Source organism: Halanaerobium sp. MA284_MarDTE_T2, assembly GCF_003337245.1.
GTDB lineage: Bacteria > Bacillota > Halanaerobiia > Halanaerobiales > Halanaerobiaceae > QPJE01.
On the sequence record NZ_QPJE01000006.1, the window covers coordinates 23,356 to 40,819 of the forward strand.

The 17,464-nt window shown below is 33.4% G+C and carries 14 protein-coding genes and 1 tRNA gene; 3 read left to right on the forward strand and 12 right to left on the reverse strand.

The features are described from left to right. Window position 1: 1 nt before the first annotated feature. The 3 genes from DFR78_RS04270 to DFR78_RS04275 are packed head-to-tail and all read right to left on the reverse strand — an operon-like array spanning window position 2 to window position 1,968. Window positions 2-1,501 carry a [Fe-Fe] hydrogenase large subunit C-terminal domain-containing protein gene (locus tag DFR78_RS04270; RefSeq protein ID WP_369834917.1) on the reverse strand — a complete coding sequence of 500 codons (1,500 nt, stop codon included), beginning with the start codon at window positions 1,499-1,501 and terminating at the stop codon, window positions 2-4. A 12-nt stretch (window positions 1,502-1,513) separates the two neighbouring features. Further along, window positions 1,514-1,723, reverse strand: coding sequence for a 4Fe-4S binding protein (locus DFR78_RS12145; protein WP_233486974.1), 210 nt, complete (start codon window positions 1,721-1,723; stop codon window positions 1,514-1,516). Continuing rightward, window positions 1,723-1,968, reverse strand: coding sequence for a (2Fe-2S) ferredoxin domain-containing protein (locus DFR78_RS04275; RefSeq protein ID WP_114457606.1), 246 nt, complete (start codon window positions 1,966-1,968; stop codon window positions 1,723-1,725). The genes DFR78_RS12145 and DFR78_RS04275 overlap by 1 nt, the downstream gene beginning before the upstream one ends. Before the next feature lie 264 nt (window positions 1,969-2,232). Between DFR78_RS04275 and hflX the strand changes: the two genes are divergently transcribed. Next, a complete protein-coding gene (gene hflX / locus DFR78_RS04280; RefSeq protein WP_114457607.1) occupies window positions 2,233-3,465 on the forward strand; it encodes a GTPase HflX in 1,233 nt (410 codons plus the stop codon). Here the strand turns inward: hflX and hslO are convergent. From hslO to DFR78_RS04320, 8 genes are all read right to left on the reverse strand, one after another. Then, the gene (gene hslO / locus DFR78_RS04285) at window positions 3,462-4,346 is read right to left on the reverse strand and encodes an Hsp33 family molecular chaperone HslO (protein ID WP_114457608.1); all 885 of its coding nucleotides are present in this window, start codon (window positions 4,344-4,346) and stop codon (window positions 3,462-3,464) included. The two genes, hflX and hslO, sit on opposite strands and share 4 nt — an antisense overlap. 199 nt (window positions 4,347-4,545) lie before the next feature. Further along, on the reverse strand, window positions 4,546-5,241 hold the full coding sequence (locus tag DFR78_RS04290) for a 2-phosphosulfolactate phosphatase (RefSeq protein ID WP_114457609.1): 696 nt from the start codon (window positions 5,239-5,241) through the stop codon (window positions 4,546-4,548). A gap of 35 nt (window positions 5,242-5,276) precedes the next feature. After that, on the reverse strand, window positions 5,277-7,577 hold the full coding sequence (gene recJ, locus DFR78_RS04295) for a single-stranded-DNA-specific exonuclease RecJ (RefSeq protein WP_114457610.1): 2,301 nt from the start codon (window positions 7,575-7,577) through the stop codon (window positions 5,277-5,279). Between the two features lie 15 nt (window positions 7,578-7,592). Further along, window positions 7,593-8,393, reverse strand: coding sequence for a PD-(D/E)XK nuclease family protein (locus DFR78_RS04300; RefSeq protein ID WP_114457611.1), 801 nt, complete (start codon window positions 8,391-8,393; stop codon window positions 7,593-7,595). Then, complete coding sequence (locus tag DFR78_RS04305; protein WP_114457612.1) at window positions 8,386-10,596, reverse strand: ATP-dependent helicase; 2,211 nt, start codon at window positions 10,594-10,596, stop codon at window positions 8,386-8,388. Before DFR78_RS04305 ends, DFR78_RS04300 begins: the two co-directional genes overlap by 8 nt. Next, on the reverse strand, window positions 10,586-12,577 hold the full coding sequence (locus tag DFR78_RS04310) for a UvrD-helicase domain-containing protein (protein ID WP_114457613.1): 1,992 nt from the start codon (window positions 12,575-12,577) through the stop codon (window positions 10,586-10,588). Before DFR78_RS04310 ends, DFR78_RS04305 begins: the two co-directional genes overlap by 11 nt. Window positions 12,578-12,587: 10 nt before the next feature. Further along, window positions 12,588-13,067 carry a DUF456 domain-containing protein gene (locus tag DFR78_RS04315; RefSeq protein ID WP_114457614.1) on the reverse strand — a complete coding sequence of 160 codons (480 nt, stop codon included), beginning with the start codon at window positions 13,065-13,067 and terminating at the stop codon, window positions 12,588-12,590. A 654-nt stretch (window positions 13,068-13,721) separates the two neighbouring features. Next, window positions 13,722-14,183: a peroxiredoxin gene (locus DFR78_RS04320; RefSeq protein WP_114457615.1), complete on the reverse strand. Its 462-nt coding sequence runs from the start codon at window positions 14,181-14,183 to the stop codon at window positions 13,722-13,724. Between the two features lie 236 nt (window positions 14,184-14,419). On the opposite strand from DFR78_RS04320, the gene DFR78_RS04325 reads away from it, so the two are divergent. Then, window positions 14,420-15,628, forward strand: coding sequence for a DHHA1 domain-containing protein (locus DFR78_RS04325; RefSeq protein ID WP_114457616.1), 1,209 nt, complete (start codon window positions 14,420-14,422; stop codon window positions 15,626-15,628). Between the two features lie 143 nt (window positions 15,629-15,771). Then, window positions 15,772-15,848, forward strand: a tRNA-Pro gene (locus DFR78_RS04330). A 105-nt stretch (window positions 15,849-15,953) separates the two neighbouring features. Here the strand turns inward: DFR78_RS04330 and DFR78_RS04335 are convergent. After that, entirely contained in the window at window positions 15,954-17,345 is a 1,392-nt protein-coding gene (locus tag DFR78_RS04335; protein WP_114457617.1) for an NAD(P)/FAD-dependent oxidoreductase, read from the reverse strand. Between the last annotated feature and the right edge of the window lie 119 nt (window positions 17,346-17,464).

Genomic DNA, 17,464 nt, shown 5'->3' on the forward strand with positions numbered 1-17,464 from the left:
GCTATTCACCCACCTGAAGCAGGTCTGACAGCTCTGAAAGTGCTGCTTTTGTTTCCACAGTTGTTTCTCCTAATAAACCTGCTATTTCCTGTACTATCTGCATCTGTTTATTTATTACAATATTTGTTTTTTCTACAGCAAGTTTTTTCATTTCCTGTACTTCTTCTCTCTGTTTTTCCTGTTCTGTTATATCTGTCAGTATACCTATTACAACTTTGTGTTCTGGAAGAGGAAATATTGTTTGATCAACTACAGTACTTCCGTCGAAATATGAATATTTATGATGTGAAATTATCTGCTGATTTAACCAGGCTTTTTTGAATATAGAACTATCTATTATTTTACCCAGCTTTAAATTTTTTATTTTTCTATTATTTTTATTAAACAATTTATTTGCTACCGGATTAAATTCCTGAATTTCCATTTTCTCATTGACAACTATTATAGCATTGTGCGAGGATTCCACTATGATTTGAGAGAGTGATTCTGCTCTTGATTTCATATATGGTATACACATTTTCTTTTCTGCAAATCCATAATAAACTGCTGCTGCCTTTTCTCTACAGGTAGAATAACCACAGCCTCCGCAGTTTTTTTCATCTTCTTTAGAATATTTACCTATTGAAACAAGTATTTCTCTTATTGCTTGTTCGGGTGGTTCTTCACGAATTTTTTTCTTATCTTTATGAATACGGTTTAAATCAATCTTTTCTCTAACAGCAGTTTTGCTTTTCTCCGGATCATAACTTTGGGATTTTTGCAGATAATTGTTAACTAATATTTCCTTTACCGGTATACTGAGGTCATTTTCTATTGCTGGTCCGGAGATACATCCTCCATCACAGGCCAGCAGCTCTACAATATCTGTATTTAATTTCTCTTTTTTTATATCCTCAAGCACTTCAACAATATTATCTATTCCACTTATGTAAACTGAAGTTATTTTATTATCAATTCCATCAGCACTTAAGCCAGCTGCCTTTACCGCTCCACCTGAAAGTGGATAATCAGCAATTTGTGGGCCAGCCACCAGATCTGGTTCAGATTCCTCAAAGTCTTCCGGGAAAATACCATTTTCCTCAAATAAAACTCTCAGCTGTTTAAAATTAATAACAATATCAGGTCTTAATAATCTATCTTCAACCCGATTCATTTCCTCTATTTTCGATAGGCACGGTCCGATAAAAATTACTCTTGCCTTTTTATACTTTCTTTTTAATTCTCTGACCTGCAGCATCATTGGTGATAAAACCGGGGCCAGCTGTGGAATTAATTCTGGATAATGTTTTTCAATCAAATTAACAACAGTAGGACAGCAGGAAGTAATTAAAGATTTGTTCATATTATGAGCATGATAATTAAACATTGCAGCAACCCTTTTTGCAGCTTCAGCTGTCTCTGCAATATACTCAAAACCAAGTTTCTTTAGAGCTGTAATAATCTGACCACTTTTATATTCAGGAAAAGCAGCTGCAAATGACGGGGCAAGTGAGGCAATAATAAAACTGTCAGACTAAAGAAAAGACTCCACTTTCTTTTTTTCAAATAATGCCTCCTTTGCCCCCTGGGGACAGGTTTTAATACAATTACCACAGTATATACATTTATCTTCTATAATCCAGACCTGATTATCTTTAAAACCAATTGCACCAACACCGCATTCCCTGAGGCATTTATGACAGTCTTTACAGCTTGCTGGATGAACTATTAGAGGTTCTACCATCATAAACACTCACTTATTTTTTCTCTAAATATTTTCTCAGCATTTTCCGGGCCAACATCTGGAATGATTTTACCATCAATAACTACATTAACCCCATTTGTACAATTTCCCTGACAAAAACTTGCACTGAGCTCCACTTTGTTATCTAAACCTAATTTTTTATGTAAATTTTTAAAAATATCAACAACTTCTGCAGCTCCTTTTAAGTGACAGCTGCTTCCTACACAAATAGAAACGTTTTTCATTATCATCACCTCTATTTTTTCTATTTTTGTGAATATCTTCACAAATAATTTTAACGCAAAATCATCTCTCTGTCAAGATGGTTTGAGGGTGATTTTTATTATAAATTTACCCTTAGAGATATTTTAACCTATCAACAAAAATGCTATAATATATTTACATAGAGTTGAAAACTACAGACATGAATTTACTGAAAAGATAAACTTAATTGAAAGAGGGAGGTAATATCTATTAATAATAATTTTAAAGTCTCAAATGAAGATAAAATGTATAACCTTAACCAGCTTAAAGAAAAGGCTGTGCTTGTGGGTTTAAATGAGAGTGATTTAAATGAATTGGAACAGCTTGTTTATACTGCTGGTGCTGAAACCATTTTAAAAATGTCATATCATAATAGAAAAATAGATCCTGCTTTTTACATCGGTACAGGTAAAGTACATGAAATTAAAAAAGCTGTCAGCACAGTATCAGCAAACCTGGTTGTTTTTGATAGTGAATTAACTCCTGTACAGCAGAGAAATCTTGAAGAGGAAATTGATGTTAAAGTAGTAGACAGAGCCCAGATTATACTTGATATTTTTGCCAGACATGCCCACAGCAGGGAAAGTAAAATACAGGTCGAGCTGGCTCAACTGGAGTACAGACTACCCCGTCTAAGGGGAAGAGGTATAGAAATGTCAAGGCTGGCAGGTGGAATTGGCACTCGAGGCCCTGGAGAGACAAAACTGGAAGTAGATAGAAGGCGTATTGAAAAACGAATTTATCGATTAAAAGAGAATTTAAAGAAAATAAAAGGAACACGCAGTCTGCAGAGGTCAAATAGAACTGATCCCCTTATTTCTCTAGTTGGATATACAAATGCAGGCAAGTCAACACTCATGAACCTTTTAACTAATGCGAAAACCTTTGTGGCAGACCAGCTTTTTGCAACACTTGAGTCTACAATGAGAAAAATAACTTTACCTGTGGGCAGACAAATAATTTTAAATGATACTGTTGGTTTTATAGATAAACTTCCACATCAACTTGTGGCTTCCTTTAGAGCCACCCTGGAAGAAATTAAAGAGGCGGATATTTTAATACATGTAATCGATGCATCTCATGAAGATATGGAACGGCATATTAGAGTCGTGCAGGAGGAGCTGCGTAATTTGCAGGTTGTTGATAATACTGAAATAATTAAAGTATTTAACAAAATAGATTTAATTTCTAAAGATCGTCTGAAAAATCTCGAATTAATCTATCCAGATGCAGTTTTTATTTCCGCCCATACTTCGCAGAGAAAAGATGATCTGCTTAATTTATTAAATAGCATAATAAAAGAACAGATGATTGAACTGGAAATTGACCTTCCTTATTCTGCTGCTGACTGGATAGAAAAAATATACAATAGTGGGCAGGTTAAGACAGAAAAATATGAACAGGAATATATCCACTTAAAAGCACTTCTTCCATCTCCACTTGCAGCTAGATTAAATAAATACAGCAGCAGGAATTAATTATCCTCTGCTGTATTTTTAAGCAGCTCTTCTATTTCTTCTCTGGAAAAACTATATACACTGTTGCAGAAATGACATTTTACCTCAACCTTACCCTGTTCTGCAAGTGTTTCTGTTAATTCCTCTTTTCCCAGACCAGAAACCAAATTATAGATCCTATCTCTACTGCACCTGCATTTAAATTCAACTTTTTTACTGGTCATTACTCTAAAATCAAATCCATCCAATACTTTCTCCAGCAGCTCTTCGGGCTGCATGCCTGATTCTATTAGTCTGCTGACAGAGTTAATTTGTTTTATATTTTTTTCCAATCTATCCACTGTTTCCTCTGATGCATCCGGCATAAGCTGTACTATAAATCCTCCTGCTGCCCTAACAGTTAAGTCTTTTTCGACAAGCACACCCAGTCCAACAGCTGATGGTATCTGTTCAGATGCTGTAAAATAATAACTTAAATCCTCACCTATTTCGCCAGAAACAAGTGGTACACTGCCAGTATATGGTTCTTTTAGCTTCATCTTTTTTGTTACAGAGAGCTTTCCATTCCCAACTGCTTTTGCAACATTCAGTTTTCCTTCAGGAGTTCTGTAAAATTCCAAATCAGGATTAGAAATATACCCTCTAACTTCTCCATACTGATTTGCTTCTGCAACAATATTTCCTGCAGGGCCATCCCCTTCTACTTTTATGGAAATTTCATCACCAGATTTGACCATTGAACCAACCAAAACTGCTGCTGTAATTACTCTTCCCAGAGCAGCTGTTGCCACAGGTGTCGTATTATGAAGTTTCTGTGCAGTTGAAACGGTATATGTAGATTTTACTGCCAGAGCTCTAATTTCTTTATTTGTAGTAATTGCCCTTATAAGATAATCTTCCATATATAAATTCCTCCATCTTTAAATTAAAATTAGTTATCAAACTGATAAAATTTATTTAAAATACCAAGATATTTATTTTGATGATCAGATTTTTTTAAAGTAAATATACTGTTTTAGAAGGATTGCTTGCAGCTGCTGCCAGCAGCACAGTCATTTCAATAAATATAATTATCAGTATTTTTTTATCAATTTTCTCTTTTCAAAGAGATATTTTTGTTAGTTCAAAAATATCTTCACCCTGTTTTTCAGCTTTTAAAACAAAATCGAATTTATCAAAATCCAGTGAATAATAAAAATCTTCTTCCGGCATATCAGCCTGTGTATCATCTGCAAAAAATCTTCTGCCTGTACTTTTCTGCAGCCGATCAATCAATTCTTTTCTTTCAATTACTTTATTTCCAAGCAGCAAGTTTTTTAAATGTACAGCACAGCTAAGATCTTCTTCAGCTCTTTTTTCCCCACCGATTCCCATTGCAACTAGTGATACCTCTTCTGGTGAAATTTTTTTAATATATTGAGCCACTGAAGCTGAATTAACAAAACTACCTGTTATTATCTGTTCGGCATTTTCAGCACTGATAATTCCTTTAGTACCAGAACTTGTAGTCAGAACAATTTCTTTTTTGCTAAAATCATGCTGATCAATTAAATAAGGAGAATTGCCAAAATCAAATCCTTTAAGTTTTTTCCCACCTCTTTCTCCAACTAAAACCGGCCTATCTAATTTACTTTTTAATTTTAAAGCTGTTTCTATTTTGCTGACAGTATAAACATTTTCGGCACCATTTGCAAAAAGGTAACAGGCTGTAGTAAATGCTCTAAAAACATCTATTATTACTGCAAGCCCTTCAGCTTTTTTGGCCCCGGCAATCAGCTCATATATATTTATTTTCAATATTAACTCTCCCTAATTATTTTATTTTTCATTATTTATTTTCTTTCTTCGTTCAGTTTGCTGATAATTAAATTCTTTATATCTTCTGTATCAGCACTAAGAATATATCTGCGGAAAGCACGGCTTTCCTCAAGCAGTTTATTTAAATATTTCCAGGCAATTCTAGTTTTAGAAGGTCTTTCTATTCCATTTTTGGAGACTACTAGATTGTTATAATCCAAATATTCATAATCTATAAACCCTCTGCCTGACAAATAATCTATTCCCCTTCTCACTGTATTTTCTTGTTCAGAGAGAAATAATGCAGCTTTTTCAATAGAGAAAATTCTATTTTCGTTTACAAAAACATATTTAATCATAGCAGTCAATTTTTTTATAAACTCCTCAATATTTTTAATATTTTCAGCAGCAGAATAAATTTCAATATATTCTGCACCGGTCATTACTACAGCTTCTGCCAAAATATCGGCTGATGGTGGAATACTGAGAAAAGCTATACATTTTGCCTTTTTATAGTAGAAACGGTTAATGAGTGGATAAATATTTTCCTCGGTTCTACCTTCTAAAAAATAAGCTGTTCCTTCTTTACCAGCTTCAGCATCTTTAATATTTTTATTTCTAAAATCTCTTACTTCCAGCTTTATATCAGCTGATTTTTCCTTTTTTATCTTTTCAGTTTCAGTCTCAATAAGTGATTTGATTTCCAGCTGCAGACTTCTACTGCCATTATAAATATTTTCATTCAGTGTATATAAAACCCTTATTTTTTCCTTAATTTTAACTTCATCTGCCCACCACCACAGAGCAGTAAAATGATTTAAACCATCACTCAAAACAAATTTTTTATGATTTTCTGCAATTATTCTAGAACTAATTATCTTTATTCCATTAACTGAAAAAATAGGTTCAGGATTTGCCTCACCAAAAGGAGCCATCATTCTCAATTTGCTGTAAAAATCTTCATCAATTTCATTAAATTTAAGTTCTATATCTGCTTTAGGTTTATAGCTGCTGCTTAAATTTATCATACTGCAGTTCAGCAGCTGATTTAATCTAATTTTTAATTTCTCCAGTTGAGATGGTTTTAAAGAAAATCCGGCTGCTGCCGCATGTCCTCCATATTTGACCAGCAGATCTGAACACTGCTTTATTATTTCATTTATATTTACACCCTCTACAGATCTGGCAGAGGCTGTTATTAATTCTCCTGTTTTATTTTTAGTCATCAGTACAGTAGGAATATTATAGTTTTCACTTATCCTACCTGCAGCTATGCCGATAACCCCCTGGTGCCAGTCAGGATTATATCTGATCAAAGCTCTCTGCTCAGTTGACATATTATTTTCCAAATCTTTGACAATTTCTGAAGTTATTGTTTTTCTTCTTCTATTTATATCTATTAATTCTGCAGTAAGTTCAGCTGCTTCTATTTTACTATCTGTCAGCAGAAGTTTCAATCCTTTAGCTGCATCATCCATTCTACCAGGTGAATTTAATACAGGACCAAGCTGAAACCCCAGCACCTGTTCATTTATATCACCTGCAGAAATATTCAGTTCTTTATAAAGTGTTTTTAAACCAATTCGATCCGTATTTTTTAAATATTTAAGACCTATCTGATATAAATATCTATTTTCTCCAACAAGTGGAACAACATCTGCAATTATAGCAAGCAGAAGAAGATCATAATATTCCTTCTCTTTGCCGGACAGTCCTAATTTTTTGTAAAGTGCTTTCAGCAGAAAAAATGCCATTCCCGCACCAGGAAGCCAGTAAGCCCTATGATTTTCTGGCAGCAGTCTTGGAGAAAGAACATAATCTGCATTTGGGAGTTTTTCCGGCAGTTCATGATGATCTGTAATAACTATTTCTAAACCCATTTTCCTGGCAAATTCTACTTCTTTATGGTTTGTAATACCACAATCACAACTTATAATTAAATCAACTCTGTCACTATATGCTTCTATCACATCTCGATTTAAGCCATATCCTTCTTTAAATCTATCAGGAATATGATAATATACATTTTCGGTTAAATCAGATAGTCCACCTGTTAATATAGATGTAGATGTAATTCCATCAACATCATAATCTCCATAAATAAGTATTTTTTTATTTTTCTCTATTCTGTCAATTATAAATTGAGCGGCATTCATTAGATCTGGAAATTCTTCACAGTCAGCCGCATCATAGTATTCTGGATTAATATAACTTTTTACATCACTTAAACTGCTGAAACCCCTTTTAATTAAAAGAGAAGCAATCTTTTTATTCCCAATATATCTCTCAATCTGTTTTCTTTTAAAATCCCTATTACTGGAAACTTTAGATTTCATAATTACACCTCAAAACTAAAATTCTAATTCTTCTATCTCCTCCCAATTTAAATCCATATCTAAATCTTCTTCAAAAATCTCTTTTTCTTCAGTTTGTTTACTGCGGCAGATAGGTCTGTACTCACAGTAGCGGCAAATATTGAGGTTATCGGTCATTGGAAACTCATCTTCCATTAAAATTTTTTCAACCAGTTCTTCAAAATAAATGCTGTCATTAAAGAAATTTTTATCACTATAATTAACAATTTTTTTTTCTTCAGGAAAACGCGGATTCCAGAATATTAAATCCGGATTGTTCTGAATATCAAATTTATCTGAATAATATTTCTGACCTACTTTTTTAAACAGATAAAGATAAAATCTACTCTGAGTAGAATTTTCCAGTTCTTTTTTCAGCAGGCTTTTTTTATCTGTTTTCCAGTCATATAGTTCTATCAGCTTTTTACCTTTATTGTAATAAAGGAGATCATATTTTGCCAAAAATTTAAATTGTTTTTGACGATAGCGAAGTTCCTGTTCAGCCGAAATAATATATTGAGAATAAGGCAGAAAACGCTTTAATCTTTTTAACCATACATTTAATTCTGGATCCTCAACAATCTGATGCTGTATACTGCCACCTAAATAATACCTTTCAGCCAGCAGATGAAATTTCCTCCCTTTTTCCAGCTCTTTTTCTGTCTCTGCATCTATTCCCCATTCAGCAGGCCAGTAAAGACCATCAATATATCTATACTGAAATCTCTTCCTGCATTTTTGAAAGATATCCAGAGCAGACTGACTAAAATACAAATCATGCAGTTTATTATCAGACATTTTTATTCCTCCAGTTTTTTTCCGCATTATCAATAAATTGATCCAGAATATTAAATGCTGCAGCTGCTTCTTTTTCCCATTTTTTACCCTGCTTCTGATGAGCTGATAAATAAAGATTTTCTTTAGCTCTGCTTATACCAACATATATGAGCCTGATTCTTTCCGCAATTATTTCCTGCCTGGCCTTTACTTCAGGATTTTTTGCGAATTTATCTTTCAGTATTTCCTCCAGCTGTGCCTTTGCTGCTGCTTCTGGGTTTTTAATTTCTTCACTGAGGTAAAATTTTTCACTGCGAAAATAGTCTTCTTCAGTATGCTGAAACTGGTCTGAAGTCAATGCACCTAAAAATACAGTGTCCCACTCCATACCTTTTGCTTTGTGAATTGTTGAAAGGGTGACTTTGTCAGCTGCAGGTTCAAAACCATCCAGATCATTTAAAGTTACTATAAAGTGCTTTAATCTATCTTTTAAAGAAGGCATTTCTCCCAGCAGCTGATCAAGCCGCCAGGCAGGATGCTGATTTAAAAGGCGGCTGAACTGAAGTGCTAAATTTTGAACTACAGCAAGTTTTTTCCCTTCCAGTTTTATTCTTTCAGCAATAAACAGAAGGAGTTCATCAGGGGGGATTTCTGATGCTGCTTCCAGCCATCCCTGTATTCTATTTAAATTTTTATAAAACTCATTAAAAAATTTATTTCTTCTTATTTCTCCTGAAAAATTATTGCAGCTCAAACCTGCATCAGGATAGATCAAACTTCTGACATCATTACTATCAATTATATTTTTGCTGAATAAATATTTTTCCTCTTCCTCTTTATAAAAAATTTCCCTAAATAACATCTTTAATTTATCTTTTTGATGAGGGTAGGTCAAAAAATTAAGTATTACTTCTATTTCATTAAAATAATTATCCCCACTGCTGCTGCCTGTAATTTGATATTCAAACCCCATTGAATTTATCTCGGCTCCTATCTTTTCCAGCTGATATCCGGCCGGCATAAGTACTGCCACAGTTTTGCCGTCATTTTTTTCTGCCATGCGGACAGAATTGCGTGCCAAAAATTTAGCCTCCATCTCCCAGGTCTTAAATAATCTTGATCCTATTTTATAGCTGTCTGGTACTGGATTGGGCATCGGGTCATCTTCTGGCACAGGTCTTATATATCTTTCTTCTAACGGAGAAAACCCTTTATCTGAAAATTCTTCTGTACTCCAGCGGACAAGATAATTAGCCAGATCTATAATGTCTCTGCTGCTTCTGCCGGACATTGTTAATTTCTGTACAGAAACATCATCCTTACTACAGAATGATCTAAAAATCTCTGGATCTGACATGGTAAAGGTACCTGTAATAGCCTGATTGCTATCTCCCACTCTCACAAAATTTTTTTCACTGCCTGCCAGCAGGTAAAGCATCTCTTCCTGTGCTCTATTGGAATCCTGTGCTTCATCTTCGAAAATATATTTATAATCTTCTGCCATTCTCTGACAGAAGTCGCTGTCTTCTTTCAGCAGCTTCAGGCTGTGCTGAACAAGGTCATCAAAATCAAGCAGTCCATCTGCAGCCAGTCTATCTGAATATTCTTCATATATTTCTGCCAGCCAGCTTAAAAGTTTAAATTTTTTGTTATCTATTTGATCTGTAATTTGTTTTAGCTTTCTACTGGAAATTAAGTTTAATTTAAAATAAGAAATCATTGTAGAAACAAAATCAGGAAAATCATTCTGTCTCCATTTATCAGCATATTCGTTAAATCTATAATAATTTTGATCTAAATCAAAAAAATCCATCAGGCGGTCGCGATTTTTCCCTGCCCATATACCGGATATTCTTCTGATAAGTGAATATCTCTGTCCACCATCTACCAGCTCAAATTCCTTATTGATTAGCCTTGCTTCGGGTTTTTCTTTAATAATTCCTAAGGCCAGGGAATGAAGAGTTTTAACAGTATATCCTCTGCTGCGAGGGCGACCTCTATCTGCCAAAAAATCTCCAATTTTTTTACGAAAATTTGCTGCGGCAGAATTCATATAAGTAACAATTAATACTTTTTGATTTCCATTAATTTTCTCGTCAATCAATTTTGCCGCCAGATAGGCAAGTACTGTAGTCTTTCCTGCCCCAGGTACCGCCGGAATTGCCAGCATACCACCGCTGTAGTTCAAAATCTTCTTCTGTTCTGGTCTGGGTTTAAACTTCATTATTTTCTCTCCTAACCATAATCCATTTATATAATGGGCCATCCTGTTCCCATCCCATGCTGTTTAAAAAACTATCAGTAAATATAATTCCATTATTGACTTTATTGACTAAATTTATTAAAAAATCACTCAACTGCCTCCTCCTTATATTTTGATCAATTTTGTCATTCCATTCTTTTTTAATTTTCCACTGATCGGTAAATATATAAGGATTAACCAGCTCTTTTGCAATACTTCTCAACCAGTTTTCACTAGAAATATCAATTAAAAACATATATTCTACCCCATCGGTTTCTGGTGAAAAAAGAAATTTATAGGGAGTTGAAAGAATGATTCTCTCTTTTTTTTCCTCTTCCAGAAAAAGGGTGTCGGCTGCAAGTGTACCCTCATAAATCATATCAATATATCTGCCGCTGAGGTCATCATTCTGCATATGAAAGTTGCTGACTGCTTCTCTAAATCTAGCCACAGATTCAATCATCTGTTTGCAGGCAAAAATATCCTCTCGTGATGGATTGAGGGGAGATAAAAGCTGGCTGAATACCGCCTGGAAAAAATGCTCTATTTCCAGTTCTTCATTTTCTTTTTCCTTCAGCCATTTTTTTAAGTAATCATATCTTTCACTGCCTGCAAAACCAATTTTTTCTCTAATGTTTTTATCATCAAGATCTATCAGCCTCATGCCGGCAGCTGCTATTTCTTCTGCCAGCAGTGAACTCCTCACAGGATCCAATTCCAGGAGCAGAGAAAATGTCTGCTGCAGAGCCGATATGCCTATCATTTCTGTTCTATTTTTATAAAAAAGATATAGTATAACTAAAGCTCGGGCAAATGGTATATCTACAAGTTTTTTCGATTTATTTAAATTATTTAATTTATAGCCATGTTTTTCTAAAATATGGTTTAAACTAAACAGAAGAACCTTATCTATCTGGGGAGAAATTACAGCGATATCTTCAGCTTTAACACCCTGTTCAATTAAAAAAATAATTTTTCTGCCCAGCTTTATAAGCATATCACCTCTAAGTTCACTATCTATTTCACCTTTAAACAGAGGTGATTCAACAAACTTTTTCTTCCCCATTTCTATTACTGATTTTATTTCCTGTTCTAAATTATCACTTTCAGCTGGCGAAGTAAAATTGTTTTCTAAATCAATAATACTTTCTGCATCTTCTAAAAATAACTTTTTAGAAAGCTGGGGATTACCCCCAAAAAACCTATTGAATCCTCCATGCTCATTATATGTAAGATATCCATCTGTACCCATGTCGATTATTTTTTTTATAAACTTCTGTCCTGATGGAACCATTTTTTCCAGATCATCAACTAAAATGTGTTTATAATTTTTTTCTAAAAAACTATAGTAATCTTTATTTTTAAGCATATTATTATTAAACAGGCTTACTGATAGTGAATAATCCAGCAGCCTATATTTTATGCAAAAAGCCCGAAAAATTTCCATAATCTCTAAAGATTCTTCAATATATTTTTTCTTCTCCATATCACCATTAGTAGAATAAATCAGTCTGTTTTTCAAGTCATCTAATGACAGAAGATTAAATGCAGCCAGGTTTAGATTATCAATTAGCTGAACAGCTATCTGAACTGATTTAGCTTTTATGTTTTTAAAAAAATTTTTTTTGCTGCGAAATTTTTCTACATAATTACTCATCAAAAAATGAGAAGTTTCTATAGTCATAAAAGTTGGTTCAATAACTGATCTGTCATCCTTAATGTTTTCCTCAAGCAGCGGCCAGTGTTTTTTTATTTCTGAGTTAACAAAACCAAAATAAGTGTATATATTTAGATTTCCAGCAGTCATTAAGTTAATGTTTTCTCTAAAATTTCTTACATTCTGAGCACTGCTGAGAAAAACAAGTATATCTTCTGTACCATTATTTTTAGCTATACTGTGATATTTTTTTAATAATTCAGTAGTTTTTCCACTACCACCTGACCCTCTATAAATTGTGTGCATTTTAACCACCTTAAGTTATCTCAATAATAAACCAAATAATTAAAATAATCTGCAGGAAAAATCTTGCTGCAGTTCCTGCAAAAAATCCCATAATAGCACTCAAAGCCAGTTTAAAAGAGTTTTCTCTATCTCTGCTTTTCCAGTACTCTAAAGCAAAGATAAACAAAAAAGGAGCTACAGCAATACCAACTGGTCCCAGAAAAATTATCCCAACCACCAGCCCCACAGCTGCTGCAAGCATTGTATCTCTGCCGCCACCCCTTTTTTTGATAAAATAAATATTTGCCAGATAATCGGCAGAAAATATCAGCAGTGTCAGCAGTATAGAAGCAGTCCAAAAATAAGGGGAATATAAGGTTCCAGACATTACAAATCTATAAAGAAGTATAGCAATCCAGAAAAACAATGAATCTGGAAGTGCCGGAATAAAAACTCCTATAATATTAAAAATAAGCAGTACAGCAGTTAAAAAAATTATAAATAATTCCAATATTTATTTCCCCTCGTATAATATGATTAGTGACATTAAATAAAGTCACTTTATATTAATTTCTTTTCATTTAAGTTAATTTTAACCCCTTGTAAATGGACTGTCAAGCTAATTACATAAATAGACTTTCCCCATTTTTTATATACTGCTGCAAAAAGGGGAGATGCAGGAATATTGAAATTTTTAGTCAATGAATCTTAACGAAATGAAGGAAGAAACAGGGTTGAACTGCAGGATGGAGTGAGCTAATCATGAGTCAGGAGGACTCATTGATTAGTGTGCCCTATTTCACACCCGAATTGAGTTTTAGATAAATCTAAAAATTTCGTTGATGACTAAAGCCCCCTTTTTGCAGCTTGAAAATAAATTTTGGGGAAACTCCTTAATTACATAAGGAGTTCTCCCTAAATTATTTTTAAAGTTATAAAAAAATTCGTAATAAATGAAATTTATACATGTTTATTCTTAAGTGACCTTATTACCCAGAAATTAAAATTAAATTTGGAAGATATTCTCTTTTAAAAAAAATACCTCCAAATAGACAGCCTAATTAATTAGGCTGTCCACTTTGGAAGTATCCATAAGATCAGTATTATCTTTAAAAACTATATTATTATATTTCAATATTCGTATTTGTACTACAAAGAATTATCTTTAACTATTGTCTTCAACTGCAGCTATAACTTCCTCAATATCAGGAAGTTCAGGTATATCATAAACCTTAAACCAGAGAATCTCACCACTGTCATCTACCAAAATATTTACCCGACCTGAAATTCCTTTTTCTTCAATAAATATTCCCAGCTGATCAGCAAACCCACCATGCGGCCAGAAATCTGACAGTATCTTTAGTTTTTCAAGTCCCATATCTCCAGCCCAGGCTTTTTTAGATGGAACAGGATCAACACTTAAACCAACTGCAGCTGTATTATTTTCTGCAAACTTATCATAATTTTTCTCAAGTGCCTTCATCTGCTTGGTGCAGACACCTGTCCAGGCCAGTGGATGAAAAGAAAGAAGAACATTAGTTCCTTTAAAATCAGATAGACTTACTTCCTCACCATTTTGATCATTTAACTTAAATTCTGGAATTTTGTCTCCTACATTCAATTTCATACTATCTCCTCCTGTTTTAAATTACGTTACGTCAAATCTAAAAAATTATCTTTAGTAATTAACTATAGTTTACTTCAATTTTTTATTAATAGCAAGTTAATATTTTACAAAAATGCAGATATTATTATTTTTAGAGTTGCAAAAATGTTGAACTCCTTTTATAATATACATTAAATCTGGATAGACCTACTGTTGAAGCAGTATATAAAAATAGGTTTAAAATAGGAGCAAATAAAATGACAAAAAAACTTTATTATCAAAATCCATATCTTACTGAATTTCAGGCAAAAATACTGGATATTAAAGAAAAAGATAATTTTTTTCATCTTTTACTTGATCAAACAGCATTTTATCCTGGAGGTGGTGGACAACCCGCAGATAAAGGCACTATAAATGATATTGAGGTAAAAGAAATTTATACTGAAAAAGACAAAATATTTCATGTAATAACAAAAATGCCTGATACAAATTTAATTAAAGGTGTAATTAACAAAAAATTTCGCCTGGAAATGATGCAGCAGCATTTAGGTCAGCACCTTTTATCTGCTGTCCTATACAAAAATTTTTCTGCCAGAACCGTTGGCTTTCACCTCAGTGAAAACAATCTAACAATTGATATAGATAAAGTTCTCAATCCTGCACAGATTGAAAAAACAGAAAAAATAGCAAATGATATAATTTACAGTAATCTGGATGTAAAAAAAATTTATCCAGGAGAAGAAGAATTAAAAAATATGCCTCTGAGAAAAAAACCCTCTGTTTCAGATAACATTAGAATTATAGCAGTGGGTAATTATGATTTTTCTCCCTGTGGAGGGACACATCCAGAAACTACAGCAGAAGTAGGAATTATAAAGATCAATGAATTTGAAAACTATAAAAATGGATTGAGAATACATTTTTCCTGTGGTATAAGAGCTTTAAAAAATTATGCTAAAAAAGAAAAAATTCTTCAAAAAACAGTTGAAATTTTATCTGTACCTGAAGAACAAATTACTAAACGAGTAAATAAATTGCTGACAGAAAATAAAAATCTGCAGAAGGAAAAAAAATTTATTAAAAATAGACTTCTTAAATTTTTAGCAGAAAAACTGCTCAGTGAAAGTGAGGATTATGCAGGAATTAAATTTATTTCTAAAATATTTTCCGACCAAAAAATCATTACACAAAATGAACTCTCATACTTAGCTTCAGAGCTAACTAAAAACAAAGATGTTGTATTTATCTCTTCTCTTAATATAAATGGAATATGCAGATTTATTTTTAGCCGCTCCAAAAATATTAACAGCCTTAATATGCAGCAGATACTGAATCAGGCACTGGAAATAACTGGTGGAGGAGGTGGAGGCAGCAGCCTTACTGCACAGGGGGGTGGTGGTGATGCATCTAAAGTTAAAACAGCCTTTGCAGAAGTTAAAAACAGCATCTTAGAAAAGATATCTTAATGAACCTCCCCCTAAATCACAATTAAATTTAGCAGAAATTCATTTTTACCATTTTTTAATAAAATTGCAATTTAAAAATTTATCACTGCTGGAACTTTACTTATTAACTTTATTGTGCTATAATATTTTTTGTTGATAATTAACTGGCTGTGGCGCAGCTTGGTAGCGCGCTTCGTTCGGGACGAAGAGGTCCGGGGTTCAAATCCCCGCAGCCAGACCATTTCATTTTATATACTTTAAGAACAAAACCGACCTGATCAGGTCGGTTTTTAGTATTTATTCTGCTAAAAATATTTTTTTATACTTATAGTGGTTATAATAGTGCTTATAATTTTTTTATAATTGAATCTGCAATAACAATACCAGATACAGATGCCTGCATTAAACCTCTTGTAATGCCTGCTCCATCACCACCGGTATAAAAATTTTTAATTTTTGTTTCCAGATTTTGATCTACTTCAAGTCTGGAAGAATAAAATTTCACTTCAACACCATAAAGAAGAGTATCTCGGGAATAAAGACCTGGAGCAAGGTTATCCAGAGCTTCAAGCATTTCCATAATTCCGGTTAAATGTCTGTGCGGCAGAACAAGTGACAGATCCCCTGGAGTAGCGCCTTTAAGAGTGGGATCAACTATACTCCTGGCCAGCCGTGTACTGGTAGATCTCCGGCCCTGCAGCAGGTCCCCCAGTCTCTGAACCAGAACACCTCCTGCCAGCAGATTTGCAAGCTTTGCTATATCTTTACCATATGTAATAGGTTCATGAAATGGTTCAGTAAATGTTTTACTAACAAGCAGAGCAAAATTTGTATTTTCAGTTTTTATATCAGAATGACTGTGTCCGTTAACTGTAATAAGCCCCTGATTATTTTCACTGACTACTTCTCCATAAGGAGACATACAGAAAGTCCTCACTTTATCATCAAAAGTAGGTGTCTGATATATTAATTTTGATTCATAAATATTATCGGTTAGATATTCTGTTATGACAGCAGGACATTCAACCCGCACACCTATGTCAACTGGATTTATAGCCGTATTTATGCCCATTTTTTTCGCTTCACTGCTCAGCCATTCTGCATTTTCTCTCCCAGCTCCTACAACAACAAAATCTGCATAAATTACTTTTCCGGATGCAGTTTTCACTCCTTTTATTTCATTTTTTTCTGTAATAATTTTTTTAACATTTTCTCCAAATCTAATTTCTACTCCTTTACTGGCAAGATAGTCCTGCATATTCTGCAGTACTACTTTACTGTAACCTGTTCCAAGATGACGCAGTTTAGCCGGTATAAATTTAAGGCTTGATTTAATAGCCTTTTTCTTTATTTCATCTAATTTATCTCCTTTAACTCCAAAAACTCTTTCTGGTGCACCAAATTCCATATAAATATCATCAGCATATTCTATATGTTCAATTAATGATTTTTCTCCAATATATTTTTCTAGATTACCGCCAATTCTTGGTGAAAGGGACAGTTTTCCATCACTAAAAGCTCCAGCTCCTCCCCAGCCTGAAACGACTGCGCAGCTGGGACAATTGACACATCCAGTGCCAGGATTTTCTTTCATTGGACAAACTCTGTGTTCAAGATCTGTACCTTTTTCTAAAATTAGAATATCAATATTTTTTTCTTTTTTTACAAATTCAATTGCAGTAAATATTCCTGTTGGACCAGCACCAATAATTATTACATCATATTTTTGGCTGTTCATACGATTAATACCCTCCAGATTTTAACTATTCTTTACCATAGTCCATCAATAATATTCTATATTATTAATACAAATCCTTTATTTTTTATAATTCTATTTTAAAGCATATATATTTGCCT